The organism is Stenotrophomonas sp. YJH_SMC_122 (genome assembly GCF_059369535.1).
This window is the reverse complement of the sequence record NZ_JCAFST010000001.1, coordinates 406564-426281: the sequence shown is the minus strand read 5'-3', so window position 1 is coordinate 426281 and position 19718 is coordinate 406564. Positions and strand designations below refer to the sequence as shown.

Below are 19718 nucleotides of genomic sequence, written 5' to 3'. Positions count from 1 at the left end.
GTTTGGCCTGGATGCCGGAAGCGCCCGCTCTGCTTTTGATCTTTTCTGTTTTTCCGTGGCTGGCACTCGCGCCAAGCCGTCGGAGGTCGGATGGGGCGGGGCTGCGGGGGTGTGAGCCGCATGGATGCGGCGACCAAGGCTACATGGACGTACTTGCGCCGCCCCCCGCAGTCCCGCCCCGTCCGACCCAGCCCATGACACTGGCTCTGCCGGCCGCGAGGGGCCCTGCCGTTGGCTGCATATGCCCCCCGCATGACCGCAATGGCGTCACACGTTAAACTCCCGCCGTGAATACTCCCACCTACACCGCCCAGCAACTCGCCGAGCAGTTCGGCCTGCAGGTCCATGGCGACCCCGCCACCGCCATCCATGGCGTGGCCACCCTCGCCCATGCCGGTCCTGGCCAGCTGACCTTCCTTGCCAACCCGCGCTACCGCGCCCAGCTGGCCGACAGCCAGGCCTCGCTGGTGGTCCTGCGTGCCGATGACGTCGAGGCCGCCCCGGGCGCCGCGCTCGTCGCCAAGGACCCGTACACCACCTTTGCCAAGATCGCCGCGCTGTTCGACATCGCGCCGACCCGCCCGCCGGGCATTCACCCCAGCGCGGTGATCGACCCCAGCGCCCAGGTGGCCGCCAGCGCCCATATCGGCCCGTTCGTCTCTGTCGGTGCGCGCAGCGTCATCGGCGAGAACTGCATCATCGGCGCCGGCAGCGTGATCGGCGAGGACTGCAGCCTGGATTCCGGCTGTGAGCTGATCGCACGGGTCACCCTGGTCACCCGGGTCAGGCTGGGCAAGCGCGTGCGCGTGCATCCCGGTGCCGTGCTCGGCGCCGACGGCTTCGGCCTGGCGATGGACGCCGGCAAGTGGATCAAGGTGCCGCAGCTCGGCGGCGTCCGCATCGGCGATGACTGCGAGATCGGCGCCAACACCTGCGTCGACCGTGGTGCGCTGGAAGACACCGTGCTGGACGAAGACGTTCGCCTGGACAACCTGGTACAGATCGCGCACAACGTGCAGATCGGCGCGCACTCGGCCATTGCCGGCTGCACCGGCATCGCCGGCAGCGCCAAGATCGGCCGCTACTGCCTGCTCGGCGGCCACGTTGGCGTGGTCGGCCACCTCGAGATCTGCGACAAGGTCGTGATCACCGGCAAGTCGGTGGTCCGCAACTCCATCCATGAGCCGGGCGAGTATTCGTCCGGCACCCCATTGACCGACAACCGCACGTGGCGCAAGAACGCCGCGCGCTTCAAGCAGCTGGACGCATTGGCTCGCCGCGTTCTGGCTGCTGGCAAGGAGAAAGAATGAACGATTCGCTGCAGCTTCCGATCGACGTCTGCCAGATCCAGGAACTGCTTCCACATCGCTACCCGTTCCTGCTGGTGGATCGGGTGCTTGAACTCGACGTCGAGGCCAAGCGGATCCTGGCGCAGAAGAACGTCAGCATCAACGAGCCGTTCTTCCAGGGCCACTTCCCGGGCCGCCCGATCATGCCCGGCGTGCTGATCATCGAAGCGCTGGCGCAGGCCGGCGGCGTCATGACGCAGCTGACGCTCGGCCGCGACGCGCAGTCCAAGCTGTTCTACATGGTCAAGGTGGAAAACGCCCGCTTCAACAAGCAGGTCGTCCCCGGCGACGTGCTGATGCTGGACGTGCAGATGAAGCGCCTGATCCGCAACATGGGCTGGTACTACGGCGAAGCCAAGGTCAACGGCGAAGTCGTCGCGTCGGCCGAGGTCATGTGTGCCGGCGCCAAGGGCTGATCCACTGGAGGCAGCAATGACTGACAACTCACCGCGGATCCACCCCACCGCCGTCATCGACCCGGCTGCTCGCCTGGCCGACGATGTCCAGGTGGGCGCCTTCACCCTGATTGGCCCCGATGTTGAAATCGGTGCCGGCACGGTGGTGGGCCCCCATTGCAGCATCCACGGCCCGACCCGGATCGGCCGCGACAACCGCTTCGTCGGCCATGCCGCGATCGGTGGCGAGCCGCAGGACAAGAAGTTCGCCGGCGAGCGTACCGAACTGGTGATCGGCGACCGCAACGTGTTCCGCGAGTTCGTCACGCTCAACCGTGGCACCGGCGGCGGCGGCGGCATCACCACCATCGGCAACGACAACTGGATGCTGGCCTACACGCACGTGGCACACGACTGCCATGTCGGCAACTTCTGCGTGTTCTCCAACAACACCACCCTGGCTGGCCACGTGACCGTGGGCGACTACGTGATCATCAGCGGCTTCGCCGGTGCCCACCAGTTCTGCCGCATCGGCGCGCATGCCTTCCTCGGCATGGGCGCGCTGACCAATGGTGATGTACCGCCGTTCACCATGGTCGGTACCGATTCGCTGGGACGCCCGCGTGGCATCAACAGCGAAGGCCTGAAGCGACGCGGCTTCGACGCCGAGCGCATTTCGGCCATCAAGCGTGCCTACCGCACGCTGTACGTCGCGGGCCTGCCGCTGGCAGAGGCCAAGGTGCAGCTGACCGAACAGGCGCGTGACAGCGACGACGTGAAGGCGATGCTGGACTTCATCGAGCACGCCGAGAGGCCCCTGCTGCGATGAGCAGCTCGACCGGCCAGGCGCCGGCCGGCGCCGCGGTGATCCCGCTGGCCTCGATGGCCGGCAGTGTTCCCGCGCAGCGGGTGCTCAGCGAGCGCCCGTTGCGGATCGCGCTGGTGGCCGGCGAAGCCTCCGGCGACCTGCTCGGTGCGGGCCTGGTGCGTGAACTGAAGGCGCGCTTCCCGAATGCCGAGTTCGCCGGTATCGGTGGCGACGCCATGCGCAGCGCCGGCTGCCAGACCTGGCACGATGCCAGCGAGCTGGCGGTGATGGGCCTGACCGAAGTGCTGCGCCACCTGCCACGCCTGCTCAAGCTGCGCTCGGCGTTCCGCCAGCGTGCGCTGGAATGGCAGCCGGACGTATTCATCGGCATCGACGCCCCCGACTTCAACCTGGGCATCGAGCGCTGGCTGAAACAGCGTGGCGTGCGCACCGTGCATTACGTCAGCCCGTCGGTCTGGGCCTGGCGCGAAAAGCGCGCGGAGAAGATCGGCAGCAGCGCCGACCTGGTGCTGTGCCTGTTCCCGATGGAGCCGCCGATCTATGCCAGGCACGGCATCGACGCGCGCTTCGTCGGCCACCCGATGGCCGATGACATTCCGCTGCAGGGCAACCGCGAGGAAGCACGCGCCGCGCTCGGCCTGCCGGCCTCGGCCAAGGTGCTGGCGGTGTTGCCGGGCAGCCGCCTCGGCGAGATCTCGCGCCTGGGCGAACCGTTCTTCGAAGCCGCTTGGCAGGTCTCTGAACGCATTCCGGGCCTGCATGTGGTGGTGCCTGCCGCCAACCCGGCCTGCAGGCAGCTGATCGAGGAACAGCTGTCGCGCTCGGCGCTGCCGGTGGCCTACTCGCATGTGCTGGACGGCCAGGCGCGCAACGCGATGATCGCCGCCGACGTGGTGGTGCTGGCCTCCGGTACCGCGACCCTGGAAGCCATGCTGGTGAAGCGGCCGATGGTGGTCGGTTACCGTGTCAACGAACTGACCTATCGACTGGTGAAGGCGCTTGGCCTGATCAAGGTCGACCGCTTCGCCCTGCCCAACATCCTGGCCGGGCAGGACCTGGCACCGGAACTGATGCAGCACGACTGCACGCCGGACAGGCTGGCCGCGGCCATCCAGCAGTGGTTCGACCACCCGCAGCGGGCGAGCGACCTGCAGGACACTTACGTGCGCCTGCACGAACGCCTGCGACGCAACGCCTCGGCGCGTGCCGCCGATGCCGTCGGCGAGCTGCTGATGCGCGACCAGGCCCAGGCATGAGCCGCCGTCACGCCGCCGCAGCCAGCCTGACCCTGTTCGACGGCGTGGCCGTGGTCGAGCCGGAGCGTCTTGTGGCCGGCGTCGACGAGGCCGGCCGCGGCCCGCTGGCCGGGCCGGTGGCGGTGGCGGCGGTGGTGTTCGACCCGGCGCGGCCACGGATCAACGGCCTGGACGACTCCAAGCAGCTCACCGCGGCCCGCCGCGAGCAGCTGCATGACCGCATCATCGAGCGCGCCTTGGCCTGGCGCGTGGTGCTGGTGGACGTGGACACCATCGACCGCCTGAACATCTACCAGGCCACCCTGCAGGGCATGCGTGACGTCGTTGCAGCGGTCGCCCATGTGGCCGGCTTCGCCCGCATCGACGGCAATGTGGTGCCCAAGGGCCTGGTGCTGCCGGCGCAGGCGCTGGTCGGCGGCGATGGCATCGACCGCGCAATCATGGCCGCATCGATCCTGGCCAAGGTCTCGCGCGACCGCTACATGCAGGATGTGCATGCCCGCCACCCGCAATACGGCTTCGAGCAGCACAAGGGCTACGGCACTCCGGCCCACCTGGCCGCCCTGCGCGAGCACGGCCCCTGCGTGGAGCATCGGCGCAGCTTCGCACCGGTGCGTGAGTGCCTGGACCTGGCGCAGGCGGCGGCCATCGCCTGAGCCAGCTGGAGTTGTAGGGCCGAGCCCATGCTCGGCTGCTGTGGACAGCCGGGCATGGGCTCGGCTCTACAGAAGGCGGCCTCCCGCACGCCTGAATCCGGCGCCACGCCGTGCCCCTGTCAAGCCTTGTGGCAACCCCCTGCCCTCGCTACCCTGACCGGGCATTCCAGCGCTTCCCGACCCCGGCGACGAACCTCCGTCAGCACCCGGGGCCCGCGCGCTCCAACCTGGTCCGGCATGTCCAACTCCCGCTTCGTACATCTCCACGTCCACACCGAGTTCTCGCTGGCGGACTCCACCATCCGTGTGCCGGCCAAGCCGGACCAGGCGGACCCGAAGAAGGCCAAGCAGGCCAACCTGCTGTCGCGCTCGGTGGAGCTCGGCCTGCCCGCGCTGGCGGTGACCGACCTCAACAACCTGTTCGCCCTGGTCAAGTTCTACAAGGCCGCCGAAGGCGTCGGCATCAAGCCGATCGCCGGTGCCGACGTGCTGATCGCAGAGGAAGGCCAGGACCCGTGGCGGATGACCCTGCTGTGCCGCGACCGCGAGGGCTACCTGAGCCTGTCGCGGCTGCTGACCCGCGCCTGGATGGAAGGCCATCGCCCGGAAGGCGGCGTGGCCATCCACCCGGACTGGCTGAAGGCCGGCAATGCCAACCTGTTCGCGCTGGCCGGCCGGCAGAGCCTGGCCGGGCGCCTGGCACTGGACGGCAAGCACGAACTGGCCGAGCAGCAGCTGGCCGACTGGCAGCGCGTATTCGGCGATGGCCTGCACCTGGAGCTGACCCGTACCGGCCGCGAGGGCGAGGAAACCTTCAACCAGTTCGCGCTGATGGCCGCTGGCCAGCGCGGCCTGCCGGTGGTCGCCAGCAATGACGTGCGCTTCCTGTCGCCGTCGGATTTCAGCGCGCACGAAGCGCGCGTGTGCATTTCCACCGGCCGCGTGCTGGACGATCCCAAGCGTCCGCGCGAGTACAGCGACCAGCAGTACCTGAAGTCGGCCGAGGAGATGTGCGCGCTGTTCGCCGACATCCCCGATGCGATCGACAACACGCTGGCGCTGGCCGAGCGCTGCAACATCGAGATGCGGCTGGGCACCTACTTCCTGCCCAACTACCCGGTGCCCGACGACGAGACCCTGGACACCTGGATCCAGAAGATGTCGCGCGACGGCCTGGAAGAGCGCCTGGAGAAGAATCCGCTGGCGCCGGGCAAGACCCGTGAGGAGTACTTCGAGCGCCTGGAGTTCGAGCTCGACACCATCATCAAGATGGGCTTCCCCGGCTACTTCCTGATCGTGGCCGACTTCATCCAGTGGGGCAAGAACCAGGGCATCCCGATCGGTCCCGGCCGCGGCTCGGGTGCCGGCTCGCTGGTGGCGTGGGCGCTGAAGATCACCGATCTGGACCCGCTGCCGTACAACCTGCTGTTCGAGCGATTCCTGAACCCGGAACGCGTGTCGATGCCCGACTTCGACATCGACTTCTGCATGGACCGCCGCGACGAGGTGATCGACTACGTTGCGCGCAAGTACGGGCGCGAGCGCGTCAGCCAGATCATCACCTACGGCACCATGGCCGCCAAGGCGGTGGTGCGCGACTCCGGCCGCGTGCTCGGGTTCCCGTATGGCCTGGTCGACGGTGTTTCCAAGCTGATTCCCAACATCCTGGGCATCCACCTGAAGGATGCGCTGGGCAAGGGCAAGGAAGGCCCCAGCTCGGAAATGGCCTCGGCCGAACTGATCCAGCGCTATGAAACCGAGGACGATGTCCGCGACCTGATCGACCTGGCGCTGCAGCTGGAAGACCTGACCCGCAACGCCGGCAAGCACGCCGGTGGCGTGGTGATCGGGCCCGAACCGCTGAGCGAGTTCTGCCCGCTGTACGCCGAACACGACGAGAATGGCCTCGGCAAGAACCCGGTCACCCAGTTCGACAAGAACGACGTGGAAGAAGTCGGCCTGGTCAAGTTCGACTTCCTCGGCCTGCGCACGCTGACCATCATCGACTGGGCAGTGAAGGCGATCAACAAGCGCCACGAACGCGCGGGCATTCCGCCGGTCGACATTGCCGCGATCCCGCTCGACGATGCGCCCACCTACAAGGACATCTTCGCCAACGGCAACACCGGCGCGGTGTTCCAGTTCGAATCCTCGGGCATGCGCCGCCTGCTGAAGGACGCGCGCCCCGACCGTTTCGAAGACCTGATCGCGCTGGTGTCGCTGTACCGCCCCGGCCCGATGGACCTGATTCCCTCGTTCAACGCGCGCAAGCACGGCCAGGAAGAAATCATCTATCCCGATCCGCGCACCGAAGCGATCCTGAAGGACACCTACGGCATCATGGTGTACCAGGAGCAGGTGATGCAGATGGCGCAGATCGTCGGCGGCTACTCGCTGGGCGGCGCCGACCTGCTGCGCCGCGCGATGGGCAAGAAGGTGCCGGCGGAAATGGCCAAGCACCGCGAGATCTTCCGCGAAGGTGCAGCCAAGGGCGGCGTCGATGGCCCGAAGGCCGACGAAATCTTCGACCTGATGGAGAAGTTCGCCGGCTATGGCTTCAACAAGTCGCACGCCGCTGCGTATGCGTTGGTCAGCTACCAGACCGCGTGGCTGAAGCGGCATTACCCGGCCGAATTCATGGCGGCCACGCTGTCCTCGGACCTGGACAATACCGACAAGGTGGTCGGCTTCCTCGACGAGGTGCGCAACCTCGGCCTGACCGTGCTGCCGCCGAAGGTGAACCAGTCGGCCTTCATGTTCGAAGCGGTCACGCCGGACACCATCCAGTACGGCCTGGGCGCGATCAAGGGCGTCGGCCAGGGCGCCTGCGAAGCGGTGGTCGAGGAACGACTGAAGGGCGGGCCATTCAAGGATCTGCTGGACTTCTGCACCCGCGTCGGCTCGGCCAAGCTCAACCGGCGCACGCTGGAAGCGATGATCAACTGTGGCGCGCTCGATGAGCTCGGCCGCAACCGTGCCTCGCTGATGCTGCAGCTGCCGGAAGTGATCAAGGCCACCGACCAGATGGCACGCGAGCGTGCGTCCGGGCAGAATTCGCTGTTTGGCGGGCCCGATCCGAGCACCGTTTCGATCCAGCTGGACCTGCCCGAAGCCGAAGAATGGCCGCTGCTTCAGCGCCTCAACGGCGAGCGCGATACGCTGGGCTTCTATCTCAGCGGCCACCCATTCGATCCCTGGCGCGACGATGTGCGCGATCTGGTAGGCAACGACCTGGGTTCGGTGGAGAAAATCTGGAGCGCAAACAGCGGTGGCGGCGGTGGCGGCGAGAAGCGCTGGCGCCCGGAAGTGCAGACCGTGCTGGCCGGCCAGGTGGTCGGCGTGCGCCGCAAGGGCGAAAGCCAGATCTTCATCCAGCTGGAGGACGGTCGCGGCCGCGTGGAGTGCAGCGCGTTCTCCGATGCGATGGCCGAGTTCGGCCACCTGATGACCAAGGACCGCATCCTGGTGGTCAAGGGCGGCCTGCGCGAGGACGAATTCAACGGCGGCTACGCGCTGCGCATCCGCCAGTGCTGGGACTTCGACGAAGTCTGCGCCAACTACGCCACGCGGCTGTCATTGCGCCTGGACCTGCGCCAGCAGCGCCCGGTCTGGGAGCGCATCAACGCCCTGCTCGACCGCCATCGCCCGGGGCGCACGCCGCTGCGCCTGGACCTGCTGCTGAAGGGCCCGCACGGCGGTGTCGCCGGCATGCTGGATGTATCCGGGCAGAGCGCAGTACGCATCGATTCCAAGCTGATGGAGGCGCTGCGCGCCGACCCGGCCGTACGCACGCTGAAGGTGCGCTACAGCCCGCCGTGGGCCAGCTGAGGCTGGCTGCTTCGTGTTCCTGTTTTCCCGTTCCAGACATCAAGGACGATTGCCGATGAAGACCCTGCTGTTCCCGTTCGTTGCCGCACTGGCACTGGCCGCCTGCTCGCCGTCGAAGATCGAGTTCCAGATCGACAACCCGACCGACACGCCGCTGGCGCTGAGCATCGACGGCCAGGACCTGCCGGTGGCCGCGCACGGCTCGCGCCCGATCTCGCTTGCCGTTGGCGAGCATCGCCTGCATACCGACACGCTCGGTGACGTGCGCTTCATCGTCTACGTCGACGGTCGTGGCGGCCTGATCAACCCGACCCTGAGCGAATACGTGATCGCACGCGAGGTCTACGTCACCGACGAGAGCAAGCTGAAGAACTTCGGCACCGGCAAGGCCGGCATCGAGCTGGGCGGCGTCGACTTCGAGGGTCCCTTCGAGAAGCGCCATGACCTGTTCATCGACAAGACCTGGACCTACGGCGTGCGCGAACCGTTCCCGAAGGAAAAGGTGGTCGCCCACGTCGATTCCAGTGGTGGCCAGATCGTCGCCAAGGTGTTCACGGCACCGGATTTCATCGCCTACGTCGAGGAAGGCATGGGCGAGCCGGGCGCGTTCAAGCGCGAACAGCCGGCCGGCTACGTGGCCCCGGCATACAGGCTTGAACCGGCACCGGCCAGCCTGCCGGCGCTGGCGCCGGCGTTCGAGGCGCATACCGCGCCGCTGCGCGAGGTCTACGCGCAGTGGCTGAAGGCCACCACCGCCGATGAACAGAAGGCCCTGCGCAAGCAGGACTTCGCTGCGCAGATGGCCTTCACCTCGGCCACTGCCACCCTGGGCAGCGGCCTGGGCCGGGACGCCAACGAGGCCTACAACGACTTCGTTTCCCAGCGCAGCCAGTTGATGGGCCGCAGCGCCCTGGTGGTGCCCTGAGCTGACTGGCGCCGCCTGCCCGGCTGCGCTACCGTCGCCTTCCAGACGAAGGCGTACGGGTGGTTTGCACGCATTCGGCTAGAATTGCCCCCTTCTTTACACGACGGCTTCCGATGAATCCGAACTACCTCGACTTCGAGCAACCCATCGCCGACCTGGAAGCCAAGATCCAGGAACTGCGCAACGCCAGTGCCGGGCCGGCGGTCAATGTCGAGGCGGAAGTGCACGCGCTGCAGGACAAGCTGCGCATGCGCACCGCGCAGATCTTCCGCAACCTGACCTCGTGGCAGGTGCTGCAGCTGGCCCGCCACCCGTCGCGCCCGTACACCGCCGACTACATCCGCATCATCTGCGATGAGTTCCAGGAGCTGGCCGGTGACCGTGCCTTCGCCGACGACAAGGCGATCATGGGCGGCCTGGCCCGCATCAACGGCCGCGCGGTGATGGTGATCGGCCACCAGAAGGGCCGAGACACCAAGGAAAAGATCAAGCGCAACTTCGGCATGCCCAAGCCGGAGGGTTACCGCAAGGCGCTGCGGCTGATGAAGATGGCCGAGCGCTTCGGCCTGCCGGTGCTGACCCTGATCGACACCGCTGGTGCTTGGCCGGGTATCGACGCCGAATCGCGCGGCCAGTCCGAAGCGATCGCGCGCAACCTGATCGAGATGGCCGAGCTGAAGGTGCCGATCATCTGCACCGTGATCGGTGAAGGCGGCTCCGGCGGCGCGCTGGCGCTGGGCGTGGGCGACCGCACCGTAATGCTGGAATACGCGGTGTACTCGACCATCACCCCGGAAGGCTGCGCCTCGATCCTGTGGAAGGACGCGGGCAAGGCCAAGGAAGCGGCCGAACAACTGGGCCTGACCGCCCCGCGCCTGAAGAGCCTGGGCCTGGTCGACAAGGTCGTGCGCGAGCCGACCGGTGGCGCCCACCGCAACCCGACGCAGATGGCCAAGCGCCTGAAGGCCGTGCTGCTGAACGAGCTGGACGCGCTGGAGAAGCTCTCCACCGAACAGCTGCTGGAGCAGCGCTACGCGCGCCTGCGCAGTTACGGCACGTACGAAGCGGCGTGATCCGGTAGTGCCGGCCGCTGGCCGGCAACACGCAGGTGGTTGCAGAAATGAAAGAGCCGGGCATTTGCCCGGCTCTTTCGTTTCCGCCCTGGCCGCATCCACGCATGGCGTGGATCTACCGGGTGCAGATGACCCCGCCTCAGAACGGCTTGGCCAGCACCAGCCACACGATCGGGATGAACGCCAGCAGCGGGATCTCGTTGATCCACCGCAGCGCGCGCGACGACGGCAGCGCCCTGCCCTTGGCCACGCCCTTCAACAGACGGCCGATCCAGCTGAAATACACCAGCAGCACCACCACCAGGCCCAGCTTGGCGTGCAGCCAGCCAGCGCCGCCCGGCGCGACCATGGTCGGAAAATCCGGGATGATCTTGTAGCCCAGCCACAGCACCAGGCCCAGCACAAAGGCCAGGCCGAACATCGAGTGGCCGAAACGGTACAGGCGCAGGCCCATCAGCTGCAGGCGCTCGGTCACGGCCGGCTGGCCTGCGGTCTCGGCCAGGTTGACCAGGATGCGCGGCAGGTAGAACACCGTGGCCATCCACGCCACCACGAACACGATGTGGAAGGTCTTGACCCAGTAGTAGCTCTGCATGCGCTCGCTCCGGCGGCTGGCGTGGATGGGCGCCTATTGTCGCAGTAGAGCCACCCCATGGGTGGCTGCCGCGTCCAATCGCCGCATCAGGACAGCCACGCAAGGCGTGGCTCTACTGCGGGTCCGCCACACCCGGGGGCGCAACACCGTACGATAGGCGCCGTTTTCCCCGATCGCGCACCGCCCCATGGACAAGACCTACGACGCCGCCTACTTCCAACGCTGGTACCGCCGCGCCGACATCGGCGGCAGCGCCCGGCTGGCGCGCAAGGTGGCCCTGGCCGTGGCCAGCGCCGAGTACTACCTGGAACGACCGATCCGCAGTGTGCTGGACATCGGCTGCGGCGAAGGCGCCTGGCGCGCGCCGCTGCTGAAGCTGCGTCCGAAGGTCGAATACCTGGGCTTCGACAGCAGCGAGTACGCTGTGCGCCGCTACGGCCGCACCCGCAACCTGCACCTGGCCCGCTTCGGCGACTTCGCCTGGCTGCGGCCCTGCGCCCCGGTCGACCTGCTGGTGTGTTCGGACGTGATGCACTACGTGCCCGACCGCGAGCTGCGCGCCGGCCTGGCCGGCGTGGCCGAGCTGACCGGCGGCGTGGCCTTCCTGGAGACCTTCGCCGCCGAGGACGCGTTCGAGGGCGACCACGACGGCTTCCAGGCCCGCCCGGCACGCTGGTATCGGCGGACGTTGGCCCGGCACGGCCTGCAGCCCGTAGGGTCGCACTGCTGGCTCGGTCCCGCCCTGGCAGGCGATGCCGCCGCGCTGGAACGGATGTGAATCCGGATTCATTATTTTCAGCCAACTTAACCTGCGGGACACCCGGATGGGATATGCTGCGCGGCAACATATGACCATACATATTCGGTCGTCATGCTCTATCAACTGCACGAACTGACCCGCAACCTGCTCGCTCCCTGGGTGCACCAGGCCCAGGCCAACGCCAGATTCTTCGCCAACCCGGGCCACTGGTGGTCGCAGATGCCCGGCGCCGATCGCCTGGCGGCGGTCAATGAGCTGTTCCACCGCATCGGCAAGGATTACGAGAAGCCCGAGTGGGGCATCAACGAAATCGACGTCGACGGCGAGCGCGTGCCGATCGTCGTGCACGAGGAAGTGAACAAGCCGTTCTGCAAGCTGCTGCGCTTCAAGCGCCACAGCAATGAAGCCGACCAGCTGCACACCATGCTCAACCAGCCCTTCGTGCTGGTGGTGGCGCCGCTGTCCGGCCACCACGCCACGCTGCTGCGCGATACCGTGCGCACGCTGCTGCGCGACCACCGCGTGTACGTGACTGACTGGATCGACGCACGCATGGTGCCGGCCAGCGAAGGCGAGTTCGGCCTGGACGATTACATCGCCTACATCCAGGAGTTCATCCGCCATCTGGGCGTCGAACGCCTGCACGTGGTCAGCGTGTGCCAGCCGACGGTACCGGTGCTGGCCGCGGTTTCGCTGATGGCCAGCCGTGGCGAATCGACGCCCCGCACGCTGGTGATGATGGGCGGCCCGATCGATGCGCGCTGCAGCCCGACCGCAGTGAACAACCTGGCCACGCAGAACCCGCTGTCGTGGTTCGAGAACAACGTCATCCACACCGTGCCGGCCAGTTACCCCGGCGCCGGCCGCCGCGTGTATCCCGGCTTCCTGCAACACGCCGGCTTCCTGTCGATGAACCCGAGCCGCCACTTCAGCTCGCACTGGGATTTCTACACCGATCTGGTCAAGGGCGACCTGGAAGACGCCGACGCGCATCGTCGCTTCTACGACGAGTACAACGCGGTGCTGGACATGCCGGCCAAGTACTACCTCGATACCATCCGCGTGGTGTTCCAGGACTTCCTGCTGCCGCGTGGCGAGTGGGTGGTCAACGGCGAGAAGGTCGATCCGTCGGCGATCCGCGATACCGCGCTGCTGAGCATCGAAGGCGAGCTGGACGACATCGCCGGCCTCGGCCAGACCGAGGCGGCGCAGGCGCTGTGCACCGGCATTGCTGCTGACCGCCGCGAGCATTTCATCGTCGAAGGTGCGGGCCACTACGGCATCTTCAGTGGCCGTCGCTGGCGCGAGGTGGTGTATCCGAAGGTGCGCGACTTCTTCGCCGCGCATGCCGAAGCACCGGCGGCGAAGGCCACGAAGAAGAAGAGCAACGTCACCCCGTTGCGGCGCAAGGCGGGGTAACTCCCCGCCGTGGGGTCGGATCCCTTTCCAACGGAAAGGGCTCTGACCCAGCATGATGGGATCCGGGGTCAGAGCCCTGTTCTGCGAACAGGGATCCGACCCCTCGCCTGTTACAACCGCACCAGCAGGTTCTTGGCAATCAGCCCATGCAGCTTGCCGATGCCGCGTGCCAGGTGCATCGTCAGCACCAGCAGCAGTGCGCCCGCCGCAGCAACCGCGATCGCCACCAGCGGCGAGGCGGCCATCGGCAGCACGTTCACGCCATCGACGTAGACACCCGGAATGTCACCGCTGAACAGCGCGGCCACCGGCGCCCAGATCAACCCCAGTGACAGCGACAGCAGCGTCACCGCGATGGTGAAGTAGACCACGCCCAGCGGCAGCATCAGCACGAAGTACAGCAGGGTCAGCCAGGTACGGCCATCGGTGAACATGTCGCCGATGCGCTGCAGCCAGGTGCGGCTACGGTCGGTGTAGCGCGGACGGCGCGGCATGCGCTCGCCCAGCAACGCTTCCACCAGCCGCCCTTCCAGCAGCGCCAGCCCGCGCACCGAGCCGAAGAACAGCACGGTCAGCGGAATGCCGATGATCAGGATCAGCAGGCCCAGCGACAATGACAGGCCGGTCACCACCCAGGTGAAGAAGAAGATGCCGGTGGCCAGCGACAGCAGCATGTAGAACAGCGCACCGTAGGTGTGCGGATCGGCCACCACGCCGAAGAAGCGCGCCAGCAGCGAACGCGGCACCGGCACAGGCGGCGGCGAGGCCGGCTCGACGCCACTGGCTTCGGCCGCCGCACGCAGCACCGGCGCGGTATCCGCACGCGGCGTACGCAGCGCGCGGTTCACCGTTACCTCAGTCTCGCGGTAGATCTCGGCCACCTCGTCCGGCGCACCGTAGCTGCCGGCGACGTCGGCGATCACCTCGGCCTCGCTGCGGCCGGGCTGCGCCGCCAGCTCCGAGCGCAGGTATTCCTCGGCGTCGTACAGCGCGTCCTGCACCATCGCCGGATCGGCACCTTCCAGCGCCGCGCGCAGCTGCGCCAGGTACTGCGGGATGGTGGTGGGCAGGGCGCGGCCTGCCAGGCTCGGGTCGTTCATTGCGGTACCCCCTCCAACACGGAATCGACGGAATCGCGGGTGGCCTGCCAGGCCTGGCGCCACTGCGCCAGCACCTCGCGGCCACGTTCATTGATGCGGTAGTAGCGCCGCGGCGGCCCGCTGCTGGACGGCTCCACATGGCTTTCCAGCAGCCCGGCGCCCTCCAGGTTGCGCAGCACCGGGTACAGCGCGCTCTGCTTGCCGCTCAGCACGCCCTCGCCCACCCGCTCCAGCTCCTTGGCAATGAGGTAGCCGTACAGCGGCTCCCCGGCCCGGGCCAGCACCGCCAGCAGGGCCAGCGACACCGTTCCGGCGCTGAGCTCCTTCTGGAACTTCTTCAGGTGGACATCCTCCTCGGACATGACCGGCCCTCCACTACGTTGAAGTCCACAGTAGTGCGAAGTTCGGTATAGCGAATGTGTCGTTAGTCACTCTGCCGGTTGGCGCGGCTGCGCGGCTCGCGCAGAATCGAAGTCTCGTTCATGTTCCGGGGTTCCCATGCCGCACCGTCGTCGCCCTGCCCTGACCGCCCTCGCCTTCGCCTGCCTGCTGCCCGCACTGGCCAGTGCAGCCACGCCCTACCGCAGCCCGCAGCAGATCCTCGACGCCTCGGCGGCCAGCGACTGGCGCACCCCGGACCCGGCCAACCTGCTGTACATGGACCTGCCAGCCGGGCGCGTGATCATCGAGCTGGCGCCGCAGTTCGCCCCCCGCCATGTCGCCAACATCCAGACCTTCGCCCACGAGCACTTCTGGGACGGCACCAGCATCTACCGCTCGCAGGACAACTTCGTGGTGCAGTTCGGCGATGCCGACGCCGATGACGCGGCCAAGGCCAGGCCGTTCGGCAGCGCCGCGCGCAAGCTGCCGGCCGAGTTCGAACGCGCCAGCGCCGGCCTGAAGGTCAGCGTGCTGCCGGATCGCGATGGCTGGGCCGCGCAGACCGGTTTCGTCGACGGCTTCCCGGTCGGCCAGGACCCGCAAGCCGGCAAGGCCTGGCTGGCGCACTGCTACGGCATGCTCGGTGCCGGCCGCAGCAACGAGGAAGACAGCAGCATCGGCGCCGAACTGTACGTGGTGACCGGTCAGTCGCCGCGCCAGCTGGACCGCAACATCACTCTGGTCGGTCGCGTGTTGAAGGGCATGGAACTGCTCAGCGCGACCCGGCGCGGACCGGCGCCGATGGGCTTCTACACCGACCCGAAGCTGCGTACGCCGATCCTGTCGATCCGCCGTGCCAGCGACGTGCCGGCGGCCGAGCGCACGCCGATCCAGGTACTGCGTACCGACTCGAAGACCTTCGCCGATACGGTGGAGGCGCGGCGCAACCGCGTGGATGATTTCTACAAGCGCCCGGCGGGGCATATCGATCTGTGCAATATTCCGGTGCCGGTGCGCTGATGGTTTCCTGCGCGTGACGCGTGCTGAAGGTGCTTCACTGTTCATGGGCGTTACTTTTCTTTGTACGCAAAGAAAAGTAACCAAAAGAAACGTTCCGCCGGTCACGAGCCGGTGCTGCGCACCGGTACCCTGCGCTTCTCGGCCCGTCGAGGGACGGCGCGGGAACTCGCTGCGCTCAGACACCCGCGCCTCTTCGCCCTCGCCGGACCTGCGGTGCTCGGCTCGCTCAAGGCGGATCCCAGATCAAAGGCAGAAGCGGTCGCTTCGCTCGCAGGGCCCGGCCCGGCCCGGCCCGGCACTACCAAGCATCGTCGTGCAGCTGTGGCTCTTGACCTTGGGTCCGCCTTGAGCGAGCCGAGCATCGCAGGGGAATCGGGGGCGAAGAGGTGCCAATGTCTTGTAGAGCCGACTGTTAGTCGGCTGACCTCTGCACACCGTCCCCTGATTCACCGAGAAGCGCAGGGGACCGACGTGCGAAGCACGGCGGCTCGCGGCTCGGCGGCGTGTTTCTTTGGTTACTTTCTTTGCACGAGCAAAGAAAGTGACATCTCCCCGCAGGCGAGGAAATGGGCCGCCGGGCATGGCTCGGCGCTACCGCTGCGCGGGCGCGCTCAGCCCTTCTGACTCACCGCCACGCTCCCCAGAATCAACACACCCGCAATCAACATCTGCACCGTCACCGCCTCACCCAGGAACAACCACGCAAAGGCCGCACCGAACAACGGAATCAGGTAGGTCACCGTCGACGCACGCGACGGGCCGATGCGGCCGATCAGGCGGTAGAACATCAGGAACGCCAGCCCGGTACAGGCGACGCCCAGTGCGATCGCTGCGCCCCAGGCCTTCAGTGGAATCGCCGCCTGCGGCCAGTGGGTCACCGCCATCGGCAGCATCCACAGCGAGGCACACGACAGCGTTGCAGCAGCGGCCGCGGCCGACGGCAGGCCAGTCATGTGCCGCTTTACCAGGTTCACGCCCAGGCCGTACAGCAGCGAGGCCGCCGCACCGGCCAGCACTGCAGTGCCGATGCTCAGGCCCGACACCTTGGCCGTGGCCAGCACCACCACGCCGGCGAAGCCGACCAGCAGCGCCCCGGCGCGGCGCATGCCGATCTTCTCGCCGAAGAACAGGAACGCGATCAGCGCGGCGAACAGCACCGTCATCGCATTGCAGATCGCACCGATCGCCGCCGGCGCCTGCTCGGCGGCATAGGCAAACAGCACGAACGGCAGCGCCGAATTGATCAGGCCGATCGGCGCCAGCCACAGCCACCGGCGCGGCGGGAACTGCGCGCGGGCGTGCCACAGGAACGGCAGCAGCACCAGCGCGCCCAGCACCAGCCGCACCTCGACCAGCGCGAATGGGCCGAACGACGGCACCGCCACCCGCATGAACAGGAACGAGCAGCCCCAGATGGCGCCCAGCAGGGTCAATTCCAGCGGCGTGCGCCAGTCGCGCTCGACCGCCTGTGGGATCGCATTCATGCCCTGCCTCCGTCCATCGTCTGTTCCTCGCCAAGGCAGACAGGATCAGGCGCAGACGCCCGCCGCACAAGCGCGTAGTATCGCTGCCAGCCACAAATATGGTTTGAGGCTCGACATGCAGCTACGCCCTTCCCTGCTCCCCGCACTGGCGGTGTTCGCGGTCGCCGCACGGCACCAGAATTTCGCCCAGGCCGCGCAGGAGCTGCACCTGACCGCCAGCGCGGTCAGTCACCACGTGCGCCGCCTGGAAGAAGTGCTGGAAACCCGGCTGTTCCTGCGCCACGCCCGCGGCGTGCGCCTGACCGCCGAGGGCCGGCAACTGGCCGACGCCGCCAGCGCCGCCTTCACCGATGTCGCGGCGGTCGCCCATCACCTGCAACCGGATGCCGACAGCGTGCCGTTGCGGATCACCACGCTGCGCTCGCTCTCATACTGCTGGCTGCTGCCGCGACTGCCACGCTTCACCCAGGCCTATCCGCACGTCCGCATCGAGCTGCACACCGGCAGCGGGCTGGATCGCTACGACGACAACGGACCGGAAGTCGGCATCCGCTACGGGCTGGGCCAATGGCCGGGCCTGCGTGCACAGCACCTGATGGATGACTACCTGTTCCCGGTGGCCTCACCGGCGCTGGCCGGGGTCGAAGCACTGGTTGATCCGGCGCGCATCGCCGACCTGCCGCTGCTGACCGACCTGTCGCCGCAGGGCTGGCGTGACTGGTTCCGCCACGCCGGCGTGCGCCCGCCGTCGCCGCTGCCGCCGATGCACACCTTCGCCGACAGCACCGACGCGATGCGTGCAGCGGTGTATGGCATGGGCGCGGTGCTGGCGCGCACCCACATCGCCCAGCCCTACCTGCAGCGCTACGAGGTGGTGCGCCTGCCCGGCCCGGCATTGAAGGCACGCTATGCCTACCACGTGGTGCACGCAGAAGGGCAACCGCCGAGCCCGGCCGCGCGCCTGTTCATCGACTGGTTGCTGGAACAGGCGCAGGACGAACGCACGCCGATCCCGGCATTGCCGGAAAGCCTGCTCGGCCGCCCGGCCACGCTTGCCTGACTTCGCCCTCACCCGTTCTTTGCCCGATGCTGGCTAGGCTGCTTGCACCTCCACAACGTACCTACGCCATGGCCATGCTGCGACTGCGCATCACCGGAACCGAAGACGACGCCCGTGCCATCAGCGACCTGCTGCTCGGCCTGGACGGCATCGAACATGTCGAGGAAACCGACGACCTGATGCCGCACATGGACGACGACGATTCCAGTTCGGCCGGGCTGTCCGACGACATCGGCCCGGGCATCCACGAGCTGGAAGTGGAAGTCGGCAATGAAAGCACTGCGCAGAAGGTGCGCGACGCCGTGCAGGAGCTGGCGCTGGAGCTGGATGTGTTCGTCGAGTACGAGACCGACGAGGGCTGATGCCGGCTGGCTGCCGGCATCAGCCTTGACCTCAGACGTTGGGCGGCAGCGTGCGGCGGCGGCGACGCCACCACGCGCGGGCCCCCCAGGCCACGACCAGAGCCAGCACGCCCACCGGCAGCAGGGCCGCCACCGCGCGGATCAGGAACGCGATGCTGCTGCCGAGGATGCCGCCCGATTCGCTCAGCGCCTCGCCGATCTCGCTCCGGCTGCGCTGGCCAGAGGTGGTCTCGAAGTGCAGCGTCACCAGCTGGGTATCGATGCGACGACGCTGCTGCGCGGCGTCCTTGTTGGCCTGCTCAACGCCGGCCTCGATCTCCGACAGGCGCGTGGTGATCGCCATCAGGTCTTCGATCTTCAGGTCCTTGCGGTCCTGGTAGGACAGCAGGCGGGCGTGCTCCTTCTCCAGCCGCGCCTTGGTCAGCGCCGTGTCTGCCACGGCCTGTGCCAGATCCTCGGCGCGGGTGGTGCGCGACTGCAGCGTTCCGCCCTCACCGGCCATCGCGATCAGCGGCTCGGCGCCCTTCGGCGCGATGCGCACCTTGACCTCACCGCTGGGTTGCTCGCCACTGCGCTGGTCGACCTGCAATACCGCGCAGTCGCCGAACTTCGCGCTCTGGCAGGCTTGGGCGATCTGCTGGATGCGCGGCGCGATCTTTGCCGCCTCCAGCTGCACCTGCACGTCATGTTCATAGGCGAGGAACGCACCTTCTGGCGACGCGACGGCCGCTTCGGCGGCCGGGGCGCCCGCATCGGCGGCCATGTCGCCCTGCTTGGCGCAGCCCGCCAATGCCAGCAGCACCACCGGCATCGCCAGGCTGCGCGTCCAAGCGCGCGCGCCGGTCACAGTGCGGCTCCGTTGTAAGACGTGACCGAAAGACCGGCCAGATCGACCTGCGGCACGCAGCGCACGTTCACCGCCACCATCGGTGTGCCGGTACGCGGGTCGACCGCTTCGCTGTAGGGGGCGACGCCACATTCGCGGCAGTGGTGATGGTCGATGTGGGCCTTGTTGAAGTGGTAGGTGGCCACGTCAGCCGGATCGGTGGTCAGCTGGAACGCCTCGCGCGGGGCGAACCACAGCAGGCTGCCGCGACGGCGGCACATCGAACAGTTGCAGTCGATGACGTCGCTGATCGGCGCCTCGGCCTGTACGGTGAATGCGATCCTGCCGCAATGGCAGCTTCCCTGGTATTCCATGTCCTGCGCTCCTTTGGAGGGTCCTT

Annotated in this window: 19 protein-coding genes; 13 read left to right on the top strand and 6 right to left on the bottom strand. The window is 67.6% G+C overall.

What is annotated here, in order from left to right:
- Positions 1-287: 287 nt before the first annotated feature.
- The 8 genes from lpxD to AC5P66_RS01950 all read left to right on the top strand — a co-directional run bounded on the left by lpxD (position 288) and on the right by AC5P66_RS01950 (position 10311).
- A complete protein-coding gene (gene lpxD / locus AC5P66_RS01985) occupies positions 288-1310 on the top strand; it encodes a UDP-3-O-(3-hydroxymyristoyl)glucosamine N-acyltransferase (RefSeq protein WP_495216058.1) in 1023 nt (340 codons plus the stop codon).
- A complete protein-coding gene (gene fabZ / locus AC5P66_RS01980; RefSeq protein WP_005415845.1) occupies positions 1307-1765 on the top strand; it encodes a 3-hydroxyacyl-ACP dehydratase FabZ in 459 nt (152 codons plus the stop codon). Before lpxD ends, fabZ begins: the two co-directional genes overlap by 4 nt.
- Before the next feature lie 16 nt (positions 1766-1781).
- A complete protein-coding gene (gene lpxA / locus AC5P66_RS01975; RefSeq protein ID WP_495216057.1) occupies positions 1782-2573 on the top strand; it encodes an acyl-ACP--UDP-N-acetylglucosamine O-acyltransferase in 792 nt (263 codons plus the stop codon).
- 53 nt (positions 2574-2626) lie between these two features.
- Positions 2627-3829, top strand: a complete 1203-nt coding sequence (gene lpxB, locus AC5P66_RS01970) for a lipid-A-disaccharide synthase (RefSeq protein ID WP_240458940.1) — start codon at positions 2627-2629, stop codon at positions 3827-3829.
- Positions 3826-4485, top strand: coding sequence for a ribonuclease HII (gene rnhB, locus AC5P66_RS01965; RefSeq protein WP_495216056.1), 660 nt, complete (start codon positions 3826-3828; stop codon positions 4483-4485). Before lpxB ends, rnhB begins: the two co-directional genes overlap by 4 nt.
- A gap of 237 nt (positions 4486-4722) precedes the next feature.
- Positions 4723-8313 (top strand): DNA polymerase III subunit alpha, encoded by a 3591-nt coding sequence (dnaE, locus tag AC5P66_RS01960; RefSeq protein ID WP_100477804.1) that lies wholly within the window; start codon positions 4723-4725, stop codon positions 8311-8313.
- Between the two features lie 55 nt (positions 8314-8368).
- Entirely contained in the window at positions 8369-9238 is an 870-nt protein-coding gene (locus AC5P66_RS01955; RefSeq protein WP_099495079.1) for a YajG family lipoprotein, read from the top strand.
- 113 nt (positions 9239-9351) lie between these two features.
- Positions 9352-10311, top strand: coding sequence for an acetyl-CoA carboxylase carboxyltransferase subunit alpha (locus AC5P66_RS01950; RefSeq protein ID WP_049416733.1), 960 nt, complete (start codon positions 9352-9354; stop codon positions 10309-10311).
- A 139-nt stretch (positions 10312-10450) separates the two neighbouring features.
- Here AC5P66_RS01950 and AC5P66_RS01945 read toward each other — a convergent pair whose 3' ends face one another.
- Entirely contained in the window at positions 10451-10906 is a 456-nt protein-coding gene (locus AC5P66_RS01945; RefSeq protein ID WP_049416734.1) for a CopD family protein, read from the bottom strand.
- Between the two features lie 187 nt (positions 10907-11093).
- Here AC5P66_RS01945 and AC5P66_RS01940 point away from each other — a divergent pair, with 187 nt between their 5' ends.
- Positions 11094-11684 carry a class I SAM-dependent DNA methyltransferase gene (locus AC5P66_RS01940; RefSeq protein ID WP_049440893.1) on the top strand — a complete coding sequence of 197 codons (591 nt, stop codon included), beginning with the start codon at positions 11094-11096 and terminating at the stop codon, positions 11682-11684.
- A gap of 93 nt (positions 11685-11777) precedes the next feature.
- Positions 11778-13085, top strand: a complete 1308-nt coding sequence (locus AC5P66_RS01935; RefSeq protein WP_049416738.1) for a polyhydroxyalkanoate depolymerase — start codon at positions 11778-11780, stop codon at positions 13083-13085.
- Between the two features lie 110 nt (positions 13086-13195).
- Here the strand turns inward: AC5P66_RS01935 and AC5P66_RS01930 are convergent, their stop codons facing one another.
- Together AC5P66_RS01930 and AC5P66_RS01925 are read right to left on the bottom strand one after the other, a co-directional pair.
- Positions 13196-14185, bottom strand: a complete 990-nt coding sequence (locus AC5P66_RS01930) for a sensor domain-containing protein (protein ID WP_099486699.1) — start codon at positions 14183-14185, stop codon at positions 13196-13198.
- Positions 14182-14547 (bottom strand): PadR family transcriptional regulator, encoded by a 366-nt coding sequence (locus AC5P66_RS01925; RefSeq protein ID WP_111096465.1) that lies wholly within the window; start codon positions 14545-14547, stop codon positions 14182-14184. The genes AC5P66_RS01930 and AC5P66_RS01925 overlap by 4 nt, the downstream gene beginning before the upstream one ends.
- 136 nt (positions 14548-14683) lie before the next feature.
- On the opposite strand from AC5P66_RS01925, the gene AC5P66_RS01920 reads away from it, so the two are divergent.
- Positions 14684-15586 (top strand): peptidylprolyl isomerase, encoded by a 903-nt coding sequence (locus tag AC5P66_RS01920; RefSeq protein ID WP_111102005.1) that lies wholly within the window; start codon positions 14684-14686, stop codon positions 15584-15586.
- 611 nt (positions 15587-16197) lie between these two features.
- Here the strand turns inward: AC5P66_RS01920 and AC5P66_RS01915 are convergent.
- A complete protein-coding gene (locus tag AC5P66_RS01915) occupies positions 16198-17070 on the bottom strand; it encodes a DMT family transporter (RefSeq protein WP_099495081.1) in 873 nt (290 codons plus the stop codon).
- Between the two features lie 115 nt (positions 17071-17185).
- On the opposite strand from AC5P66_RS01915, the gene AC5P66_RS01910 reads away from it, so the two are divergent.
- Positions 17186-18130, top strand: a complete 945-nt coding sequence (locus tag AC5P66_RS01910) for a LysR substrate-binding domain-containing protein (protein WP_099495082.1) — start codon at positions 17186-17188, stop codon at positions 18128-18130.
- A gap of 68 nt (positions 18131-18198) precedes the next feature.
- Positions 18199-18492 carry a hypothetical protein gene (locus AC5P66_RS01905; protein ID WP_005415831.1) on the top strand — a complete coding sequence of 98 codons (294 nt, stop codon included), beginning with the start codon at positions 18199-18201 and terminating at the stop codon, positions 18490-18492.
- Positions 18493-18523: 31 nt separating this feature from the next.
- On the opposite strand, the gene AC5P66_RS01900 is transcribed toward AC5P66_RS01905, so the two are convergent.
- Complete coding sequence (locus tag AC5P66_RS01900; RefSeq protein ID WP_049441426.1) at positions 18524-19303, bottom strand: DUF4349 domain-containing protein; 780 nt, start codon at positions 19301-19303, stop codon at positions 18524-18526.
- A 32-nt stretch (positions 19304-19335) separates the two neighbouring features.
- The gene (locus AC5P66_RS01895; protein WP_043396511.1) at positions 19336-19692 is read right to left on the bottom strand and encodes a GFA family protein; all 357 of its coding nucleotides are present in this window, start codon (positions 19690-19692) and stop codon (positions 19336-19338) included.
- Positions 19693-19718 lie beyond the last annotated feature (26 nt).

Coding starts and splice junctions, on each gene's coding strand:
- fabZ (WP_005415845.1), top strand. CDS start 1,307: ATGAACGATTCGCTGCAGCTTCCGATCGACGTCTGCCAGATCCAGGAA.
- lpxA (WP_495216057.1), top strand. CDS start 1,782: ATGACTGACAACTCACCGCGGATCCACCCCACCGCCGTCATCGACCCG.
- lpxB (WP_240458940.1), top strand. CDS start 2,627: ATGGCCGGCAGTGTTCCCGCGCAGCGGGTGCTCAGCGAGCGCCCGTTG.
- rnhB (WP_495216056.1), top strand. CDS start 3,826: ATGAGCCGCCGTCACGCCGCCGCAGCCAGCCTGACCCTGTTCGACGGC.
- dnaE (WP_100477804.1), top strand. CDS start 4,723: ATGTCCAACTCCCGCTTCGTACATCTCCACGTCCACACCGAGTTCTCG.
- AC5P66_RS01955 (WP_099495079.1), top strand. CDS start 8,369: ATGAAGACCCTGCTGTTCCCGTTCGTTGCCGCACTGGCACTGGCCGCC.
- AC5P66_RS01950 (WP_049416733.1), top strand. CDS start 9,352: ATGAATCCGAACTACCTCGACTTCGAGCAACCCATCGCCGACCTGGAA.
- AC5P66_RS01945 (WP_049416734.1), bottom strand. CDS start 10,906: ATGCAGAGCTACTACTGGGTCAAGACCTTCCACATCGTGTTCGTGGTG.
- AC5P66_RS01940 (WP_049440893.1), top strand. CDS start 11,094: ATGGACAAGACCTACGACGCCGCCTACTTCCAACGCTGGTACCGCCGC.
- AC5P66_RS01935 (WP_049416738.1), top strand. CDS start 11,778: ATGCTCTATCAACTGCACGAACTGACCCGCAACCTGCTCGCTCCCTGG.
- AC5P66_RS01930 (WP_099486699.1), bottom strand. CDS start 14,185: ATGAACGACCCGAGCCTGGCAGGCCGCGCCCTGCCCACCACCATCCCG.
- AC5P66_RS01925 (WP_111096465.1), bottom strand. CDS start 14,547: ATGTCCGAGGAGGATGTCCACCTGAAGAAGTTCCAGAAGGAGCTCAGC.
- AC5P66_RS01920 (WP_111102005.1), top strand. CDS start 14,684: ATGCCGCACCGTCGTCGCCCTGCCCTGACCGCCCTCGCCTTCGCCTGC.
- AC5P66_RS01915 (WP_099495081.1), bottom strand. CDS start 17,070: ATGAATGCGATCCCACAGGCGGTCGAGCGCGACTGGCGCACGCCGCTG.
- AC5P66_RS01910 (WP_099495082.1), top strand. CDS start 17,186: ATGCAGCTACGCCCTTCCCTGCTCCCCGCACTGGCGGTGTTCGCGGTC.
- AC5P66_RS01905 (WP_005415831.1), top strand. CDS start 18,199: ATGGCCATGCTGCGACTGCGCATCACCGGAACCGAAGACGACGCCCGT.
- AC5P66_RS01900 (WP_049441426.1), bottom strand. CDS start 19,303: ATGCCGGTGGTGCTGCTGGCATTGGCGGGCTGCGCCAAGCAGGGCGAC.
- AC5P66_RS01895 (WP_043396511.1), bottom strand. CDS start 19,692: ATGGAATACCAGGGAAGCTGCCATTGCGGCAGGATCGCATTCACCGTA.